This window comes from Micromonospora sp. NPDC005087 (assembly GCF_042872965.1).
Lineage (GTDB): Bacteria > Actinomycetota > Actinomycetes > Mycobacteriales > Micromonosporaceae > Micromonospora.
On record NZ_JBIALB010000005.1, the window covers coordinates 354907 to 370758 of the forward strand.

Sequence of the window (15852 nt, forward strand, 5' to 3'; positions counted from 1 at the left end):
CCTATCCGCTAGCGTTCTGGTCATGCCTATCCGTACCGCTTCCGCACAATGGCAGGGCAATCTCACCGAGGGTTCGGGCACCGTCCGCACCAGTAAGGGCGGCCTGTCGGGCACCTACTCCTTCAAGTCACGCTTCGAGGAGGGCGAGGGCACCAATCCCGAGGAGCTGATCGCCGCCGCGCACTCCGGCTGCTTCTCGATGGCGTTCTCGAAGGCCCTCGCCGACGCCGGCTCGACGCCCACCTCGGTCGACACCACCGCCAAGGTCCACCTGGACAAGACCGACGCCGGGATGACCGTGACCCGGATCGAGCTGGAGACCGTCGGCCAGGTGCCGGGCATCGACGACGCGGAGTTCCAGAAGCTCGCCGAGACCGCCAAGGCCAACTGCCCGATCTCACGCCTGCTCTCGCCGGGCGCCGAGATCACCCTCACCGCCCGCCTGGCCTCCTGAGCCGGTCGACCCGTACGCCGCGCGTTCACGGACAGGGTCTCCGCCCGCAGTCGGGCGGCCGCTCTCTCCGTGAACGCGCGGATCCCGGCCCGGCGCCGCTGATCGTGACCCGTCGGTTGGCACGAGGTCGGGCAGAATGGGTGGGGTGCCGGTGGAGATGACTCGCGAACGCTTCGAGGAGCTGGTCGGCGACGCCCTCGACGAGGTGCCCGAGGAACTGCTCGGCCTGATGAGCAACGTGGTGATCCTGGTCGAGGACGACCCGCCCCCGGGCGAGCCCGACCTGCTGGGCCTCTACGAGGGGCACGCGCTCACCGACCGGGGCTGGGACTACTCGGGTGTGCTGCCGGACCGGATCTTCATCTACCGCCGCCCGATCCTGCGGATCTGCGACAACGACGAGGACGTCGTCGACGAGGTGGCGGTGACCGTGGTGCACGAGATCGCCCACCACTTCGGCATCGACGACGCGCGGCTGCACGCGCTGGGCTGGGGCTGAGCGCGACCGATCGCCGCCTGACCGATCCGCCGCGCCGCTCGGCCGATGGCCCGTGGTTGCCCTGGTCGCCTACCGTCGGTGCAGCGACCGCGACCTTTTCAGGAGGCACCTTTCATGCGCAGCGAGCTGTTCTCCACGGAGAATCTGGAGAAGGAGTCCGCGCAGCCCGGCATGCGGCTGCAGAACTCCAAGATGTTGAAGATCGAGCTCAACGGCGAGGCGATGGCCCGGGTCGGGTCGATGGTCGCCTACCAGGGGCAGGTGCAGTTTCAGGCGCTGGGCTCGGGCGGGCTCGGCAAGTTCCTCAAGCAGAAGCTCACCGGCGAGGGCGTCCCGCTGATGAAGGTCTCCGGTCAGGGTGACGTCTTCCTCGCCGAGCTGGCCAAGGACGTGCACATCATCGACCTTGAGCCGGGCGACGCGCTCTCCATCAACGGCTCCAGTGTGCTCGCCTTCGACTCCACCCTCCAGTACGACATCAAGATGGTCGGCGGCGCCGGGATGGCCTCCTCTTCCGGCCTGTTCAACTGCGTGTTCAGTGGGTACGGCCGGATCGCCATCACGACCAGGGGCACTCCGGTGGTGTTGAACGTGGACGCCCCGACGTACGTCGACCCGCAGGCCGCGGTCTGCTGGTCGGCCAACCTCCAGACCGGCTACCACCGGGCCGAGCAGCTCGGCCTCGGCACGCTCCTCGGGCGACGCACCGGCGAGTCCTTCACGATGAGCTTCGCCGGCCAGGGCTTCGTTGTGGTGCAGCCCTCCGAGGAGCCGCCGATCATGGGCAGTGGCGCGCAGCAGCAGGAGGGCGGCCTGCTCGGCGGTCTGCTGAGCTGATCACACCGGTGCCGGCGCTCCCGGTCCAGGGCGTGCCGGCACCCGCGTTCAGCTCAGTTCGCCGCTGCGCAGCTGGGCCAGCCAGGCCGCCGCGTCCGCGTAGTCGGCGTCGGAGAGGCCGGCCGGCGCCGGCACCGGCCGCTCGCCCGCCGTCTCGGCCCACCGGTGCCGGGGGTACGAGCCCAGGAAGCGGACGTCGGCGCAGACCCGGCGCAGGCCCTGCAACGCCTCGCCCAGCCGTGCGTCGGCCACGTGCCCCGTGCAGTCCAGGAAGAAGACGTACCGGCCCAGCGCCTCGCCGGTCGGGCGGGACTCGATCCGGGTCATGTTGACCCCCCGGACGGCCAGCTCCATCAGCACCGACAGCAGTGCGCCGACCCGGTCGTGGGCGATGTAGACCGCGAGCGAGGTGAGGTCGTCGCCGGTCGGCGGCGGGGGCGGCCCGGGGCGGGAGACGAGCGCGAACCGGGTCACCGCGTCCGGATGGTCGGCGATCTTGTCGGCGAGCACCGCGAGGCGGTGCCGGGCCGCACCGATCGGCGCGCAGATCGCGGCGTCGTACTCGCCCGCCCCGGCGCCGCCGGCGGCGGCGCCGTTGGAGAGCACGTCGACCACCACCGCGTCGGGCAGGTGGTCGCGCAGCCAGCCCCGGCACTGGGTGGACGCCTGCGGGTGGGCCGCCACGGTGCGGACCGAGGTCAGCGAGGTGCCCGGGCGGGCACCGAGCACGAACTCCACCGGCAGGACCACCTCCCGGGTGATCACCAGTGGCTCGCCCTCGGCCATCTCGTCGAGGGTGACACCGACCGCGCCGCCGATCGAGTTCTCCAGCGGCACCAGCGCGGCGTCGGCGTCCCCGGCCCGAACGCTGTCCAGCGCCTCACCCACGCTGCGGGCGGGCGTACGGTTGCCGCGTTCGGCGGCGGGGACGGTGCGCAGCGCCTGTTCGGCGAAGGTGCCCTCCGGGCCGAGGTAGACGAAGCGCGTCGGCGGTGTTCCTGGCATGCGGACCAGCCTACGCACCCGGTCCGAGGACCGGCCCGGCGTCGCAGGCGAGCGTCCGGATCCCCACCGGACCGGTGGCACGTACCTCGATGGTGCACACGTCGGTGCCGGCGGTGACCAGCTCCGGCGCGGCGACCCGACCGCGGGTGACGACCTGGAGTTCCTCGTGCCCGGTCACCTCCAGCACGGTGTACTGCCAGTCGGCGGCGCAGAGCGGCCCGGTGCGGACCCGGACCCGGACGTTGTCCGGAAGCACGCCGCCCCGGCCGCGCAGCAGCTGCACGATCCGCTGCCCGGTTGGCCCGTTCTGGCAAAGCGTCGCGACCAGTCCCGCGTCCGGGGTGGCGGTCGCGGTGCCGACCGGCGGGGTGGCGGGCGCGGTGCTCGGGGCGCCGGTCGGGCCGGGTGCCGTCGGGGCGCCGGTGCCGGTCGGCGTGCTGGTCGGCTCCCGCAGCTCGGGCGGGGCGCCGCAGCCTGTCAGCGCTCCGAAGGCGAGCAGCGCGAGCGCCGCCCGCAGGACCCGGGTCGTGGGTAGCGCGCGGGTCGCCACCGGATCGTGGGTCGCCGGTGGGGCGTGGGTGATCGCCCGCGGTGGGGTGGACACGCGGCAAAACGGGGTGAACGGCACTGGCCGATCCTCGGGACATCGGAGAACGTCGTCGTGGCCGGGGTGGCCGAGCCCATCGTAGGGGGAGCGGCCGAACGGGTGAAGCTCAGCCGAGGACGCGGTGCCCGGCACGCTCCAGGGCGGCCGTGCCCTCCGTCAATCGCACGGCCGGCACCAGCAGGTAGTCGGTATCGAAGGTGGAGAACGTGACCACGCTGACCCGGGCCTCGGCGAGCGGGTCGACAAGCGCGGCCAGGGTGTCGGTGCCGGCCACGTCCACCGGGCCGGCGACACGCAGGCAGCGCCAGACGGTCTCCACCACGGCCTGTGCGGGGGCCCGCTCGGTCGGGCAGATCACCGAGATCCCGTCGGCCGTCCAGCTCACGGTGACCACGTCGGTGCGACCCAGCCCGCTCGACAACGCGTCCGGCAGGGTGGAGCCGGCGGCCAACCGGCACACGGCGTACTCCCCCGGCAGCAGAGCGATATCGAGCATGAGCGCACCTTACGGCCTCGGTGCGGACCCACCCCAGCATCGCCGCGTGCGGCGAACGACACACTCCGTCGCAGGTCAGACCTCGGAGAAGAAGGTGAGCGAGCCGGCCACGGCACCGTGGGCGAGCACCGGGGTGGAGATCGCGTCGACGGTCGCGTCGGAGCTGTTCGCCGAGGCCGCCTGCACCCGGAGCAGACCGCGGGCGAGCCGGCCGGACGAGAGCGCCAGCAGGGGCGGAATCTTGTCGATCTCGGCCTCGGTCAGCTCGCCGCGGTTGGCGGTGAAGTCCAGTAGGCGCAAGCCGCCGTCGAGCAGCGGCCGCCCGATCAGGCCGTCCGGCTCGCCCAGGCAGAGCAGCTCGCAGCCGGCCGTGGAGATCGCGATCACCCGGGTTTCGGCGTCGATCAGCAGGCACGGCTCATCGGCCCGGCCGACCGTCGAGGACCACTGGCCGAAGTTGTCGGACTCCGGCTCTGTCGAGGCCCGCGCCGCCGGCACGAACACTTCCGAGAGCGAGAGTTCGACGTGGGCCACCGAGCCTCCTATGTACACCGACGGACTGTCCACGCTAGCGGGTCGCCGACGAAACCACCGAGCGCGCCGGGCCACCGGCCGCACTGCCTGAGCCGGGGCGGCAAGTGACGGCGCGAGAGCCGGTGGGGTGGACGGGGACCGGAGCCGCGTGGCGTCGCCGGTGACGTTACCGGCGGTTGGCCGGCTTGTCAGCGGCCGTTCGGCCCTCGTCATACCACCGGTAGTCGGCGGTGTGACGGTACGTGCCGTTCAGCCAGGTGCCCGGGTGCTGCGCGACCCGGGACAGCTTCTCGGCCGTGGCGGGGCTGATCCGGCTGCCGCCGGCCACGAGGAGCCGGTCAAGCTCCCGGTGGGTGGCCATCAGACAGTCCTTCGGCAGGCCGTAGACGCTGATCACGCCGGAGCCGACGAAGGTCAGCACCGGCGTCACCGGCACGGTCAGCCGCACCGCGGTGGAGAGAGCCTTGCTGGCCCGCTTGGCATCCCGGCGGGCCTCCGCCACGTACGGCGGGCGCTTGCCGTTGATCTGCACGACGTCCCCCGCGACGAGCACACGGGCCCGGCCGTGGTCGGCGATGGTCACCGCGAACAGGCCGCTCGGCCCGATGGCGAGGAACCCGGCGCGCTCGTCCTGACCACGGTCGAGCAGGACGTCGGCCACATCGGTGCGGGGCCACTCGATGACGTGCCAGGCCGGCCCGAGATGGTCGAGCTGGCCCAGGGCCCGTGCTCCGGCCGCCTCCAGCCTCCGGGCGCCCCGCTCGGCCCGACGACGGCGGGCCCATTCGAGCGGTGTCGGACGGACCGGTGCGAGAACCCCCGGCGCCTCGACGCGGGGATGGGGCACCGCGACGGGCGGCAGTGCCCGGGCGGTTGGTACGGCTCGTCGTGCGGGAAAGACAGTCATCGCGACCTCCGGCAAAAGGTCCCTCGAAGTTATGTCCCCACTACCCTACGTTGACACTCCCCGTGTTGGGCAAGCCGGAACGCCGGAGTGACTGTGGATGAATGCCATATTCATCCACAGTTCTTTACTCGGATGCCGCCAAACCCTGCCCTACGCTGCGGGAGTGACCCACTACGTCGACAGCGAAGTCGGCCGGCTCGGCACCGTACTGCTGCACCGGCCCGGCCCGGAACTGGCCCGGCTCACCCCCCGCAACAACGACTCACTCCTGTTCGACGCGATCCCCTGGGTCGGTCGGGCCCAGGAGGAGCACGACGCGTTCGCCGCCGCGCTGCGCGAGCGCGGCGTCGAGGTGCTCTACCTGGCCACCCTGCTGGCCGAGACGTTGGCCGTCGCGGACGCCCGGGCCGAACTCACCGAGCAGGTGCTCCGCTCACGCCGGCTCGGTGACACCCTGCGCGCCCGGGTCGCCGACCACCTCTCCTACCTGGACCCGGTCGCGCTGGCCGACGTGCTCACCGCCGGGCTGGCCCACGAGGAACTGCGGATCAGCTCGGAACGGCCCGGCGGCCTGGTCTACACCCTGATGGACCGGCACGACTTCGTCATCGACCCGCTGCCCAACCTGCTCTTCACCCGGGACTCGTCGCTGTGGATCGGCGACCGGGTCGGAGTCACCAGCCTGGCCATGCCGGCCCGCCGCCGGGAGACCACCCTCACCGACGCCATCTACCGCCACCACCCGCGCTTCGCCGGCACCGAGTTCGTCTACCGCCCGCACCTGGAGCACCTGGAGGGCGGGGACGTGCTGCTGCTCGCACCCGGGGTGCTGGCGGTCGGGGTGGGTGAGCGGACGACCCCGGCCGGTGCCGAACGGCTCGGCCGGCAGGTCTTCGCCGCCGGGCTGGCCCACACCATCCTGGTGGTGCCGATCGCCCAGGAGCGCGCCACCATGCACCTGGACACCGTCTGCACGATGGTCGACGTGGACGCCGTGCTGATGTATCCCAACGTCGCCAGCACGCTCTCCGCGTACACCGTGATCGCCGGCGCGGACGGCGAGGACCCACGGGTGGACGGCCCCGCGCCCTTCCTGCGGGCCGCCGCCGACGCGATGGACCTCGACCAGCTCCGGGTCATCGACACCGGGCTCGACCCGGTCACCGCGGAACGCGAGCAGTGGGACGACGGCAACAACACGCTCGCCCTGGCACCCCGGCTCTGCGTCGGCTACGAGCGCAACACCGAAACCAACGCCCAGTTGGAGCGGGCCGGCATCGAGGTGATCCCGATCGCCGGCTCGGAGCTGGGCTCCGGGCGGGGTGGGCCGCGCTGCATGTCCTGCCCGATCACCCGCGACCCCTTGAAGGAAGGGCCCCTTGTTAACGCCTAGTGCATAACAAGGGGCCCTTCCTAACGTCAGCGGAGGGTGAGCTGGCGACCGAGCAGCCCCTGGCGGGCCCGGCGGCCGGCGGCGTCCAGCGGGTCGGTGGCGGCGAGGGCCTCGGCGTACCGCTTGGCGAACTGCGCCACCGGGTCCTCCCAGTCGGTCGCCGGAGTCTCCTCCGGCAGGTCCCAGACCGGCACCAGCCGACCGTGCGCGCGGAACATGCCGGCGAACCGGGTCTGCTCGCCCAGCGGCAGCGTGCCAGCCGCGCCGAGCCGGGCCAGCGCGTCGAGGGCGGCGTCCTCCTCGTCCGGCAGCACCCAGCGCACGTGCGCCTTCTCCGGGACCTGGCACCAGTACGCGGCCTTCGCCGCGGTCAGCCGCACCGTCGGGTAGATGGCCGCGTTCGCCCGCTCCAGCGACGCCTGCACGGTCGGGTCGTCCGTGGCGCCAGGGTCGAGCCAGAACTCGAACCCGTCGTGCATGGTGATCTCCAGTGGGCCGTCCACCACGACGTCCTGCAGTCGGGGGCCTAGCCCGGGCAGCGGCGGCACGGCCACCTGGCCGCCCGGCTCGGTCCGCAACGCGCACAGCAGCGCCTCGGCCAGATCCCGGGAGACGTCACCGGACTGCTGGTGACGTTGCAGACCGATGAGCACCCGGCCGTCCGGCTTGGTGATCGCCGGGGCGGCCATCGGCAGCACCGTGGCCAGCGTGACCGGCCGGTCCCCGAACTCTTCGACAAGGGCGGGCGACAGCCGCAGCGGCGCGGATGCGGCGGGCACCAGCTCGCGCAGCGCGATCCACTCGGGCTCGTCGACCAGCCCCTCGAACGGTCGGGGCACGAAGATGTCCCGCACCTTGTCCCGACGGGGGGCGGTATCGGCGGCGGCGCGCTGGCTCTTTCGACGCTTGCTCACGGCGTCACAGCCTAGAGGCCCGACCGGCTCGTCGTGGGCGGGACCCGCCACCGGCGGTCAGTCAGCCCGCCGGCACCAGGTCGGGCCGGGGTGCCGGGGCCGGATCGAACTCCGCCCAGACGCGCTGGCCCAGACCGTCCCGCTCGACGCCCCACCGGGTGGCCAGACCGGCCACGATGTGCAGCCCCCGGCCATCCGCCGCGTCGGGGTTGGCCGTCCGGATCCGTGGCCTGGTGCCCGCGCCGCCATCGGTCACCCGCAGCTGGATCCGCGGCCCGTCGACCGAGGGCCGCAACCGCCAGGCCACCCGGACCACGCCGCCGGGCAGCGGTCGGGCGTGCCGCACCGCGTTGCCCACCAGCTCGGCGAGCACCGCGATCAGGTCCGCGAGGAGCGTCGGGGGTACGACCTCCGCCAGGTCGTCGGCAAGCCGGTGCCGGGACAGCCGCGCTCCGGTGGGATGGTGGGGGACCACCACGCACCATGCCCGTTCCTTCGCTGCCACCGTCGCCTCCACGTCGCGCCACCGCCGGTCAACCACGCGGCAGCCGCACCTCTGCGACCGTACCGCCGCCGGCCCTCGGACGTAGGGATACCCATCCATTCTGCTGTTCAACGATCCGGCGGACGAGATAGAGGCCGAGCCCCGCGCCCGGGTAGCCGCGCCGGTCGCCGGACTCGCCCTGCCAGAACCGGTCGAACGCCCGCTCCACGTGCTCCGGGCGGATGCCGATGCCCCGGTCGCTGACCCGGAAGGCCACCAGCTGACCGTCGACCGCGGCGGTGATCTCGATCGGCGCGTGCGGCGCCGAATACTTGCCGGCGTTGGTCGTCAGCTCGGTCAGCACGGTGACCAGGCTGGGCCGGTGGCCGAGTGCCTTGGGCAGGTCCGCCGGGAGGCGGAGCACCAGTCGGCGGCGCAGCTCCGCCGGCAGGTCGACGACCGCGGAGCGCAGCGCCTCGCCGAGGTCGAACGGGGTGGGCGGGTCGTCCCCCGGCCCCGCCTCGGCGGCCGAGGAGAGCAGCCGGTCGACCAGCCGGGCCAGCTCGCTGGCGCGCTGCCCGATCACCCGGGCGGCCTGCCGCCGGTCCGACTCGATCAGCGAATCCCAGTGGTCGGTGAGGGTGTCCGCGTACCCCTTGATCACGGTGACCGGGGTGCGCAGCTCGTGGCTGGTCACCGCGACGAACAGCTCGCGGTCGTGGTCCCGACGCTGCTGGTCGGTGATGTCGCGGAAGGTGACCACCCGCAGCGTGCCCGGGCCGGGCAGCTCGCCGGAGGTGATCCGCAGCCAGCGCCCGTCCGGCAGGCGGTGGTCGCGGACCTGGCCGGACGGCGGCAGCGGGAACGGCAGCGGGCGGCTCAGAGCCTGCTCGGCCGCCCGGCCGGTGACCTGGGCGGCGGCCGGGTTCCAGAGTCGGACGTGCCCGTCCCGGTCGACCACGGCCAGCCCGTCGGCGAGCGCGGCCACCACCGGCCCGTCGCCGTGCACGGGCAGCCCGGTCTGGTCGCCGTACATGTGCGCGATGCAGGAGGCGAGGTAGGCGACGACCCCCTGCTGCTCGGCGCTCGGCTCCTCGTCGCCCGGGTAGAGCGCGTGCAGGCTGCCGACGGTGTGACCGCCGATCTCGGCCCGGGACACCACCATCCGGCGCAGGCCGCAGCCGGCCAGCTCGTCGGCGAGCTTGCCGCTGAGGTGGGCGACCCGGGTCTGGCGGACCCGGGGGCCGGAGAGCAGGCAGACAGTGTCCGGGTCGTCGGCCGCCAGCGGGCGGCCGAGGATCCACTCCGCCGCCCCCGTCGCGGCGATCACCCGACCACCGGTCGGGCCGAACTCGGCGAACGCCATGCCGGCCGCGCCGAGCGCGGGTTGGGCCACCCGTAGCAGCTGGGTGAGGACCGGCAGGCCGGCATCGCCAGAGTTGATCATCTCGATCACGACGGTGTGGCCGGCGATGAGAGCGGGGAAGTCGATACGCTCCGGCATGTGCCGAGTGTGCCCCGCCGACCCGGATTTCGGCACCCCTGCCGGGTGGGCGCCGGTCAGCGGTCCAGCCGGGCCAGGGCGTGCGCGGGCCGGTCGGTGATGATCCCGTCCACCCCGGCGGCCAGGACCAGCTCCAGGTCCGCCGGGTCGTTGACCGTCCAGACGTACACCTCGTTGCCGGCCGCACGCAGCGCGGGCAGCAGTTGCGGGCGAGCCCGGACCAGGCCGATACCCGGCCCGGCGATGCGCGTGCCGAACGGCAGCCGCCCCAGGCGGAGCCAGCGCGGCAGCACCTCCAGCAACAGCACCGTGGGCAGCGTCGGTGCCAGCTCGTGGACCCGCCGGACCGCCAGCGGGGAGAACGACATGACGGTGACCTGGACCGGGTCGTCCGGCGCCGGGTCGGTCAGCCCGTACCGGCGCAGCAGGGCGACCAGCCGCCGCTCCACGTTCGAGCCGTAACGGGACGGGTGCTTCGTCTCCACCAGCAGCCGGACCGGACGGCCGGCGGCCAGCACCGCGTCCAGCAGCCGGGCCAGGGTCAGCAGCCGGGTGTGCGACTCGTCGGGCGGCACGTCACCGCTCGGCGTGCCGCCGGGATGCCACGAGCCGAAGTCCAGCGCATCCAGCTCGGCGAGCGTACGCGCGCTGACCAGGCCGCGACCGCTGCTGGTGCGGTCCAGTCGGCGGTCGTGCACGCAGACCAGATGCCCGTCCCGGGTCAGCCGGACGTCGCACTCCAGACCGTCGGCGCCCTCGTCGAGGGCACGCAGGTAGGCGGCGAGGGTGTGTTCCGGAAGGTCGTATGAGGCGCCGCGGTGCGCGAAGACCAGAGGCCCGCCCATCCCGGCCGCCTTCAGATGACCTGGCCGGGCTGCCCGTTGGCGTCGACCACCGGGCGGCCGACGGCGGCCCACTGGCGCATCCCGCCGTCGGCGTTGCGCACCTGCTCCCAGCCGTTGTTGACCAGGTAGGCGACGACCTGGGCGGAGCGCCCGCCGGAGCGGCAGATGACCGCCACGTCCCGGTCGGTCGGCACCTCGGCCAGCCGCGCCGGCAGCTCCATCATCGGCAGGTGGTGGGCGCCGGGAGCGTGGCCGGCCGCCCACTCGTCGTCTTCCCGCACATCAAGCAGGTAGGTGTCGTCGGCGATCTCGGTCACGGGCACGGTGGGAACCTGGGGTCCGAACACAGGTACCAACACTAGATCCTCGTCGGCCGGATCGGCATCGACCCGGCCGTCGGCACCATCACAACCGGGTCACCCACCGTGGGTTGGCCTGAGTCCAGGCCGGCACCCTGGTGCCGCGTACGGCCTCGAAGAGCCCGCTGCCGCCGTTGTCCAGCATCACGTACGAGACCTCGCCGATGGTCTGCGGAGACGAGGGCACCTGGACACCCCGCAACCCGTCGGCCGGCAGCGCGCGCAGCGCGAGGAGCAGGTCCTCCAGGGGTACGCCGTTGGTGTCGACGGTCAACGAGCCGCCGACCGCCCGGAGCACCTGGTCCAGCTTGACCGGGTTGCTGCGCAGGTCCGCCTGGCCGGCCCGGTCCAGCATCGCCTTGAGCAGTTGCTGCTGGTGGTGCTGCCGGTCGTAGTCGCCGCCGGGCAGGTCGTAGCGCTGCCGTACGTAGTCCAGCGCCTGCGCGCCGTCCATCTGCTGACAGCCGGTGGGGAAGACCCGGTTGGTGTGGATCGAGCGGACTTCGGTGTCCACGCACATCCGCACCCCACCGAGCAGGTCGATCACCTTCCGGAAGCCGGAGAAGTCGATCAGCGCGGCACCGTCGAACCGGATCCCGGTGAGTCGGGTCAGGGTGGCGGAGAGCAACCGTGTGCCGGCCTGCCCGCCTCCGCCGTGCTCGTACGCCGCATTGATCTTGTCCTGGCCGCCGGGGAAGCCGTTCGTCGGCGGGATGGCCACCAGCAGGTCACGCGGGATGGAGACCAGGTACGCCTCCCTGCGCCCGGCGGGTACGTGCACGATGAGGATGGTGTCCGAACGTTGGTCCGGCCCGCTGCCGCCGGGCCGGCGGTCGGAGCCGACCAGCAGGTAGTTCAGTGGCCCGTGCAGATCGGTCCGGTCGGTGCGGGCGTCGAGGTCGAGCAGGATCTCCTTGGCCACCGCTCGGTCGTACCGGTGGCTGAGCGTCTTGAGCCCGACCACGGCGAGCCCGGCCAGCAGGACGAGGGCCAGGCCGATGCCGAGCAGGATCCGCGACCCACGGGCGCGGCGCCGACGGGCGGCTCCGGCCTCGTCGGCCCGGTCCGCCTCGTTCCGCCCCGACCTGGACGTGACCGCCTCCCCGCAGCCGATACGTGAAACCTGCTCACGTCAGGCTACGGGCGGTGACGGGACGGTCGCCGGCTTTCCGGGACTTTCGGTCGGCCGCCGCCTGCGGAAGGACCCGTCACTTCCGGCTGGAGATCATCTCCGGGTGGGCGAAGACGAATTCGCCCAGCTTGTCCTGCTTCATCGCCCGGAACATCTCCATGGTCTCCTCGTTCAACGCCTCGCGCTTGTTGGCGTTGCCGTTGAACGTGCCGTTGTTGGTCTTGAGCATGGTCAGGTCGTTCGCGGCCACCCCGCGCAGGGTGAAGATGAACTTCTCGATCGGCACACCGCCGGTGTCCAGCACCAACGCCTTGCCGGCCGCCTTGGTCAGCTGCTGGAGCTTCGCCGGGTTGGTCAGCATGCCGCCGTCGGTGGCCTTGCGGGCCATCGCCTTGATCAGCTGCTGCTGGTTCTGCTGGCGGTCGTAGTCGCCACCGGGCAGCCCGTAGCGTTGCCGGGCGTAGTCCAGGGCCGCCCAGCCCTCCATCTGCTGGCAGCCCTTCTTGTGCACCACCGTGGTCATCTGCTTGCCGGTCTTCTTGGCGTCGGCGTTCCACATCGGCTCGCCGTCGACGAACGACATGTGCTTCGACTTGACCTCGTGACTCACGCAGATCTTCACGGTGCCGAGGGTGTCGATGACGTTCTTGAAGCCACCGAAGTTGATGATCGCCGCACCGTCGAAGCTGACTCCGGTGAGCCGCTTGATCGTCTGCGCCATCAGCTGGGCGCCACCCTCCCAGCCGCCGCCGTTGCGGGCGCCCGCCTGGAAAGCGGCGTTGATCTTGTCGGTGCCACCGTCGAACCCGCTCGTCGGGAACGCCGGGATCTGCGCCTCGGTGTCCCGGGGGATGGAGATCAGGTACGCCTGGTCGTGTGAGGCCGGGATGTGCAGGATGATGATGCTGTCCGACCGGACGTCGTCCGCGGCCCAGCGCTCCCGCGCGTCCACGCCGAGCAGCAGCATGTCGATCGGGCCGTCCAGGCTCGCGCCGCCCTCGGCGTCGGACTTGCTGGCGTCACCGAGCAGGTTCCGCTGGGCGATGTCCCCGGTCGCCTGGCTGATCAGCACCTTGCTGCCGACGATGCCCACTCCGCTGCTGAGCATCAGCACGGCACCGAAGATCACCGTCAGTCGGGCCCAGAGCGGGTCCCTGCGCTTCGGGCGCTTCTTCGCCGGCCCGCCGCCCGAGCGGCCACCGCCGCTGGAGCGGCCACCGCCGCCGGGCGGGCGACCACCCGGGCCGCCGCCCGCGGGGCCCGGCTGCATCGGAATGGACGAGGCGATCCGGCCGCTGGGGACGGCGGACCCGGTAGACGAAGGGCGACGGCTGGCCTGAACCGGCATGCGTGCTCCAGCTCGTGATCAGGAGGGGGGCGGCACCACTGTACGTACATCGATTCGACTTGGCGAGTTCATCCCGGGTCAATCCGGACGCCGATTTCGCCGAGGTCGGTCGATCATCGACACCTGATGACCCGAACGGGCGGCTGCCTTTCGGGCAGCCGGCCCGGTCGCCACGGGTCGTACCCATCGTCGGCCGTCCCGCGGGTCAGCCGCCCTCGGTGCCCTTGGGCTGGTTCGCCTTGACCCAGTCCGCCATGGTGTCCGCCGACATGGCCCGGTACATCGCCAGCGCCTTCTCCCGGTCGGAAACCACCACCGACTCGCCGTTGATCGTCTGGCTGCCCGAGTTCGGGCTGGTCACGAAGGTGAGGTTCTGGCCGCGCAGGTTGCGGAACTGCAGGGCCATGTCCGTCACCGAGAAACCCTCGTCGACGGTGGCGGCCGCGGTCACCGACTGGAGGAAGCCGTTGAGCTTCTTCGGGTTCGCCAGCGTGCCCGTGCTCGCCGCCTTGTCCAGCAGCGCCCGGAGGAACTCCTGCTGGTGCCGCATCCGGGCGAAGTCGCCGTCCGGGAACTGCTTGCGCTGGCGGATCCAGTCCAGCGCCTCCGCGCCGTCCATGTGGTTGGTGCCCTTGGTGAACGTCCGGTACGGCTTGTGGATCGAGGTGATGGTCCGCTCCACCTTCAGGTCGACCCCGCCGAGGGCGTCGGTGACCTGCTTGAAGCCGGCGAAGTCGATCGCCATCACGTGATCGATCCGGACGTCGGTGAAGCACTCCACGGTGCGGACCGCGAGCGGCAGTCCGCCGAACGCGAACGCCGCATTGATCTTCGCGCGCTGGCCGGAGCCGCAGTCCGCGCCGGCACTCTGCGGGATCGGCACGTAGAGGTCACGAGGGATGGAGACCAGGTACGCCTCCTGGTGGTCGGCCGGGATGTGCATCACGATGATCGTGTCGGCCCGCCACTGGCTCTTCGTGTCGACCGGAGCGTCCGGGTCCCGGGAGTCGCTGCCGACCAGCAGGATGTTCAGCGCGCCGTCGACGGTCTTGGCCGGCCGGCCACCGGTGATCTCCGCGAACGGATCGGTCCGGGCCAGGTCGCCGTCGAGGTTGCGCGCGTACAGCCAGGCGCCGATGCCGCCGAGCAGCGCCAGCACCAGCACCGCGATCCCGGCGACCAGGCCGATCCGACCCCAGCGCGGCCGTGGGCCGCGCCGGCCCGGCCCGCCGGCGCCACCCGGCCCACCCGGTCCGCCGGGCCCCCGCGGCCCCGCCGGGCCGCCCGGCCGAGGCAGCTCCTCATCGGGCGACGGGTACCAGCGCGTCTCGCTCGGACGGGCACGTCCGGAGGCGCCCCGGTCGGGGCCGGGCACGGAGGCACGCCCGGCGCTGCGGTGCAGGTACGGGTGCGGAACGCCGGCAGACGAGGTCGCTGACATGTAACTCAGGGTACGTAGGACGAGCCACTACCGCCCTCAGGCGACACTCAGCCAGCTGTCGTGCGTCGCCGGCCGGTTACCCTAGCCGCGCCCGGAAGTGCTCGATCGTGCGTCGCAGGCCGTCTTCGGGCGCCACGGCCGGCTCATATCCGAGCAGTTCGCGGGCGAGGGTCAGGTCCGGGCGGCGCATCTCCGGGTCATCCGAGCTCCGGGTGATGTACGTCACTTCCGAGTTGCTGTCGGAGAGCGACACGATCAACTCAGCCAGTTGCCGCATGGTGAGCTCGTGCTCGGTGCCGCAGTTGATCGGACCGGTCTCGGTCGAGTCGAGCAGCAGCAGGATGCCTCGCACCAGGTCCTCGACGAAACAGATGGACCGGGTCTGGTTACCGGTGCCGTGCACGGTGAGCGGCTCGCCGCGCAGCGCCTGGGAGATGAAGGTCGGGATGGCGCGGCCGTCGTCCGGGCGCATCCGCGGGCCGTACGTGTTGAAGATCCGGACGATCGCCGCGTCGAGCCCGCGGTGGCGGTGGTACGCCATGGTGGCCGCCTCGGAGAAGCGCTTCGCCTCGTCGTAGACGCTGCGTACCCCGATCGGGTTGACGTTGCCCCAGTAGGTCTCGCGCTGCGGGTGCTCCTTCGGGTCCCCGTACGCCTCGGAGGTGGAGGCCATCAGGAACCGGGCGCCATCGGCGACCGCGCGGTCCAGCAGGTGCAGGGTGCCCACCGAGCCGACCCGCAGGATCTCCACCGGCAAATGGGCGAAGTCGGTGGGGCTGGCCGGCGACGCCATGTGCAGGATCGCGTCGAACCGCTCGGCCAGCGCCGGGTGGTGCGTCGGCAGACCGTCGGAGATGTCCGCCTCGACCAGGGTGAAGGTCGGCCGGTCCAGCAGGTGGGCGACGTTCTCCTTGGACCCGGTGACGAAGTTGTCCAGCGCCACCACCGTGCAACCCCGGGCGATCAGGGCGTCCACCAGGTGCGACGGGACGAAACCGGCGCCGCCGGTGACGAGAATGCGGTGACCGGAACCGAAGCGCTCAGCAACCTTCATGCCGATCAGCCTACCGACCCCCGGAATTAAGGAAGGGCC

Annotated in this window: 18 protein-coding genes; 4 read left to right on the forward strand and 14 right to left on the reverse strand. The window is 72.1% G+C overall.

Translation table 11 applies throughout. The annotated features are described in order from the left end of the window. Positions 1 to 22 precede the first annotated feature (22 nt). The 3 genes from ACFYPS_RS15535 to ACFYPS_RS15545 all read left to right on the forward strand — a co-directional run bounded on the left by ACFYPS_RS15535 (position 23) and on the right by ACFYPS_RS15545 (position 1790). The gene (locus ACFYPS_RS15535) at positions 23 to 454 is read left to right on the forward strand and encodes an OsmC family protein (RefSeq protein ID WP_387325020.1); all 432 of its coding nucleotides are present in this window, start codon (positions 23 to 25) and stop codon (positions 452 to 454) included. A gap of 151 nt (positions 455 to 605) precedes the next feature. After that, positions 606 to 953, forward strand: a complete 348-nt coding sequence (locus tag ACFYPS_RS15540) for a metallopeptidase family protein (RefSeq protein ID WP_172899025.1) — start codon at positions 606 to 608, stop codon at positions 951 to 953. A gap of 114 nt (positions 954 to 1067) precedes the next feature. After that, complete coding sequence (locus ACFYPS_RS15545) at positions 1068 to 1790, forward strand: AIM24 family protein (protein ID WP_354967161.1); 723 nt, start codon at positions 1068 to 1070, stop codon at positions 1788 to 1790. 48 nt (positions 1791 to 1838) lie between these two features. Here ACFYPS_RS15545 and pheA read toward each other — a convergent pair whose 3' ends face one another. The 5 genes from pheA to ACFYPS_RS15570 form a co-directional block, all read right to left on the reverse strand. Next, entirely contained in the window at positions 1839 to 2795 is a 957-nt protein-coding gene (gene pheA, locus ACFYPS_RS15550; protein WP_387325024.1) for a prephenate dehydratase, read from the reverse strand. 10 nt (positions 2796 to 2805) lie between these two features. Beyond that, complete coding sequence (locus ACFYPS_RS15555; RefSeq protein WP_387325180.1) at positions 2806 to 3312, reverse strand: hypothetical protein; 507 nt, start codon at positions 3310 to 3312, stop codon at positions 2806 to 2808. Between the two features lie 196 nt (positions 3313 to 3508). Continuing rightward, positions 3509 to 3898, reverse strand: coding sequence for an ACT domain-containing protein (locus tag ACFYPS_RS15560; RefSeq protein WP_089018469.1), 390 nt, complete (start codon positions 3896 to 3898; stop codon positions 3509 to 3511). Positions 3899 to 3973: 75 nt separating this feature from the next. Further along, positions 3974 to 4432 carry a hypothetical protein gene (locus ACFYPS_RS15565; protein ID WP_387325028.1) on the reverse strand — a complete coding sequence of 153 codons (459 nt, stop codon included), beginning with the start codon at positions 4430 to 4432 and terminating at the stop codon, positions 3974 to 3976. A gap of 166 nt (positions 4433 to 4598) precedes the next feature. Next, on the reverse strand, positions 4599 to 5339 hold the full coding sequence (locus ACFYPS_RS15570) for a hypothetical protein (protein ID WP_354967164.1): 741 nt from the start codon (positions 5337 to 5339) through the stop codon (positions 4599 to 4601). A 163-nt stretch (positions 5340 to 5502) separates the two neighbouring features. Here ACFYPS_RS15570 and ACFYPS_RS15575 point away from each other — a divergent pair, with 163 nt between their 5' ends. Beyond that, positions 5503 to 6732: an arginine deiminase gene (locus tag ACFYPS_RS15575; RefSeq protein ID WP_354967165.1), complete on the forward strand. Its 1230-nt coding sequence runs from the start codon at positions 5503 to 5505 to the stop codon at positions 6730 to 6732. Between the two features lie 26 nt (positions 6733 to 6758). On the opposite strand, the gene ACFYPS_RS15580 is transcribed toward ACFYPS_RS15575, so the two are convergent. The 9 genes from ACFYPS_RS15580 to ACFYPS_RS15620 form a co-directional block, all read right to left on the reverse strand. Then, complete coding sequence (locus tag ACFYPS_RS15580) at positions 6759 to 7646, reverse strand: DUF5926 family protein (RefSeq protein WP_387325032.1); 888 nt, start codon at positions 7644 to 7646, stop codon at positions 6759 to 6761. A 61-nt stretch (positions 7647 to 7707) separates the two neighbouring features. Next, positions 7708 to 8124, reverse strand: coding sequence for an ATP-binding protein (locus ACFYPS_RS15585; protein ID WP_387325183.1), 417 nt, complete (start codon positions 8122 to 8124; stop codon positions 7708 to 7710). Between the two features lie 55 nt (positions 8125 to 8179). Beyond that, positions 8180 to 9634, reverse strand: coding sequence for an ATP-binding protein (locus tag ACFYPS_RS15590; protein WP_387325035.1), 1455 nt, complete (start codon positions 9632 to 9634; stop codon positions 8180 to 8182). A 56-nt stretch (positions 9635 to 9690) separates the two neighbouring features. Beyond that, entirely contained in the window at positions 9691 to 10479 is a 789-nt protein-coding gene (locus ACFYPS_RS15595) for a glycerophosphodiester phosphodiesterase (protein ID WP_387325038.1), read from the reverse strand. 11 nt (positions 10480 to 10490) lie between these two features. Further along, on the reverse strand, positions 10491 to 10826 hold the full coding sequence (locus ACFYPS_RS15600; protein ID WP_089018477.1) for a rhodanese-like domain-containing protein: 336 nt from the start codon (positions 10824 to 10826) through the stop codon (positions 10491 to 10493). A gap of 58 nt (positions 10827 to 10884) precedes the next feature. After that, positions 10885 to 11820 carry an LCP family protein gene (locus ACFYPS_RS15605; protein ID WP_354967221.1) on the reverse strand — a complete coding sequence of 312 codons (936 nt, stop codon included), beginning with the start codon at positions 11818 to 11820 and terminating at the stop codon, positions 10885 to 10887. Positions 11821 to 12046: 226 nt separating this feature from the next. Beyond that, positions 12047 to 13240 (reverse strand): LCP family protein, encoded by a 1194-nt coding sequence (locus ACFYPS_RS15610; RefSeq protein ID WP_387325041.1) that lies wholly within the window; start codon positions 13238 to 13240, stop codon positions 12047 to 12049. Positions 13241 to 13523: 283 nt separating this feature from the next. After that, positions 13524 to 14759 carry an LCP family protein gene (locus ACFYPS_RS15615; protein WP_387325044.1) on the reverse strand — a complete coding sequence of 412 codons (1236 nt, stop codon included), beginning with the start codon at positions 14757 to 14759 and terminating at the stop codon, positions 13524 to 13526. Between the two features lie 76 nt (positions 14760 to 14835). Continuing rightward, complete coding sequence (locus tag ACFYPS_RS15620; protein WP_387325047.1) at positions 14836 to 15813, reverse strand: NAD-dependent epimerase/dehydratase family protein; 978 nt, start codon at positions 15811 to 15813, stop codon at positions 14836 to 14838. Between the last annotated feature and the right edge of the window lie 39 nt (positions 15814 to 15852).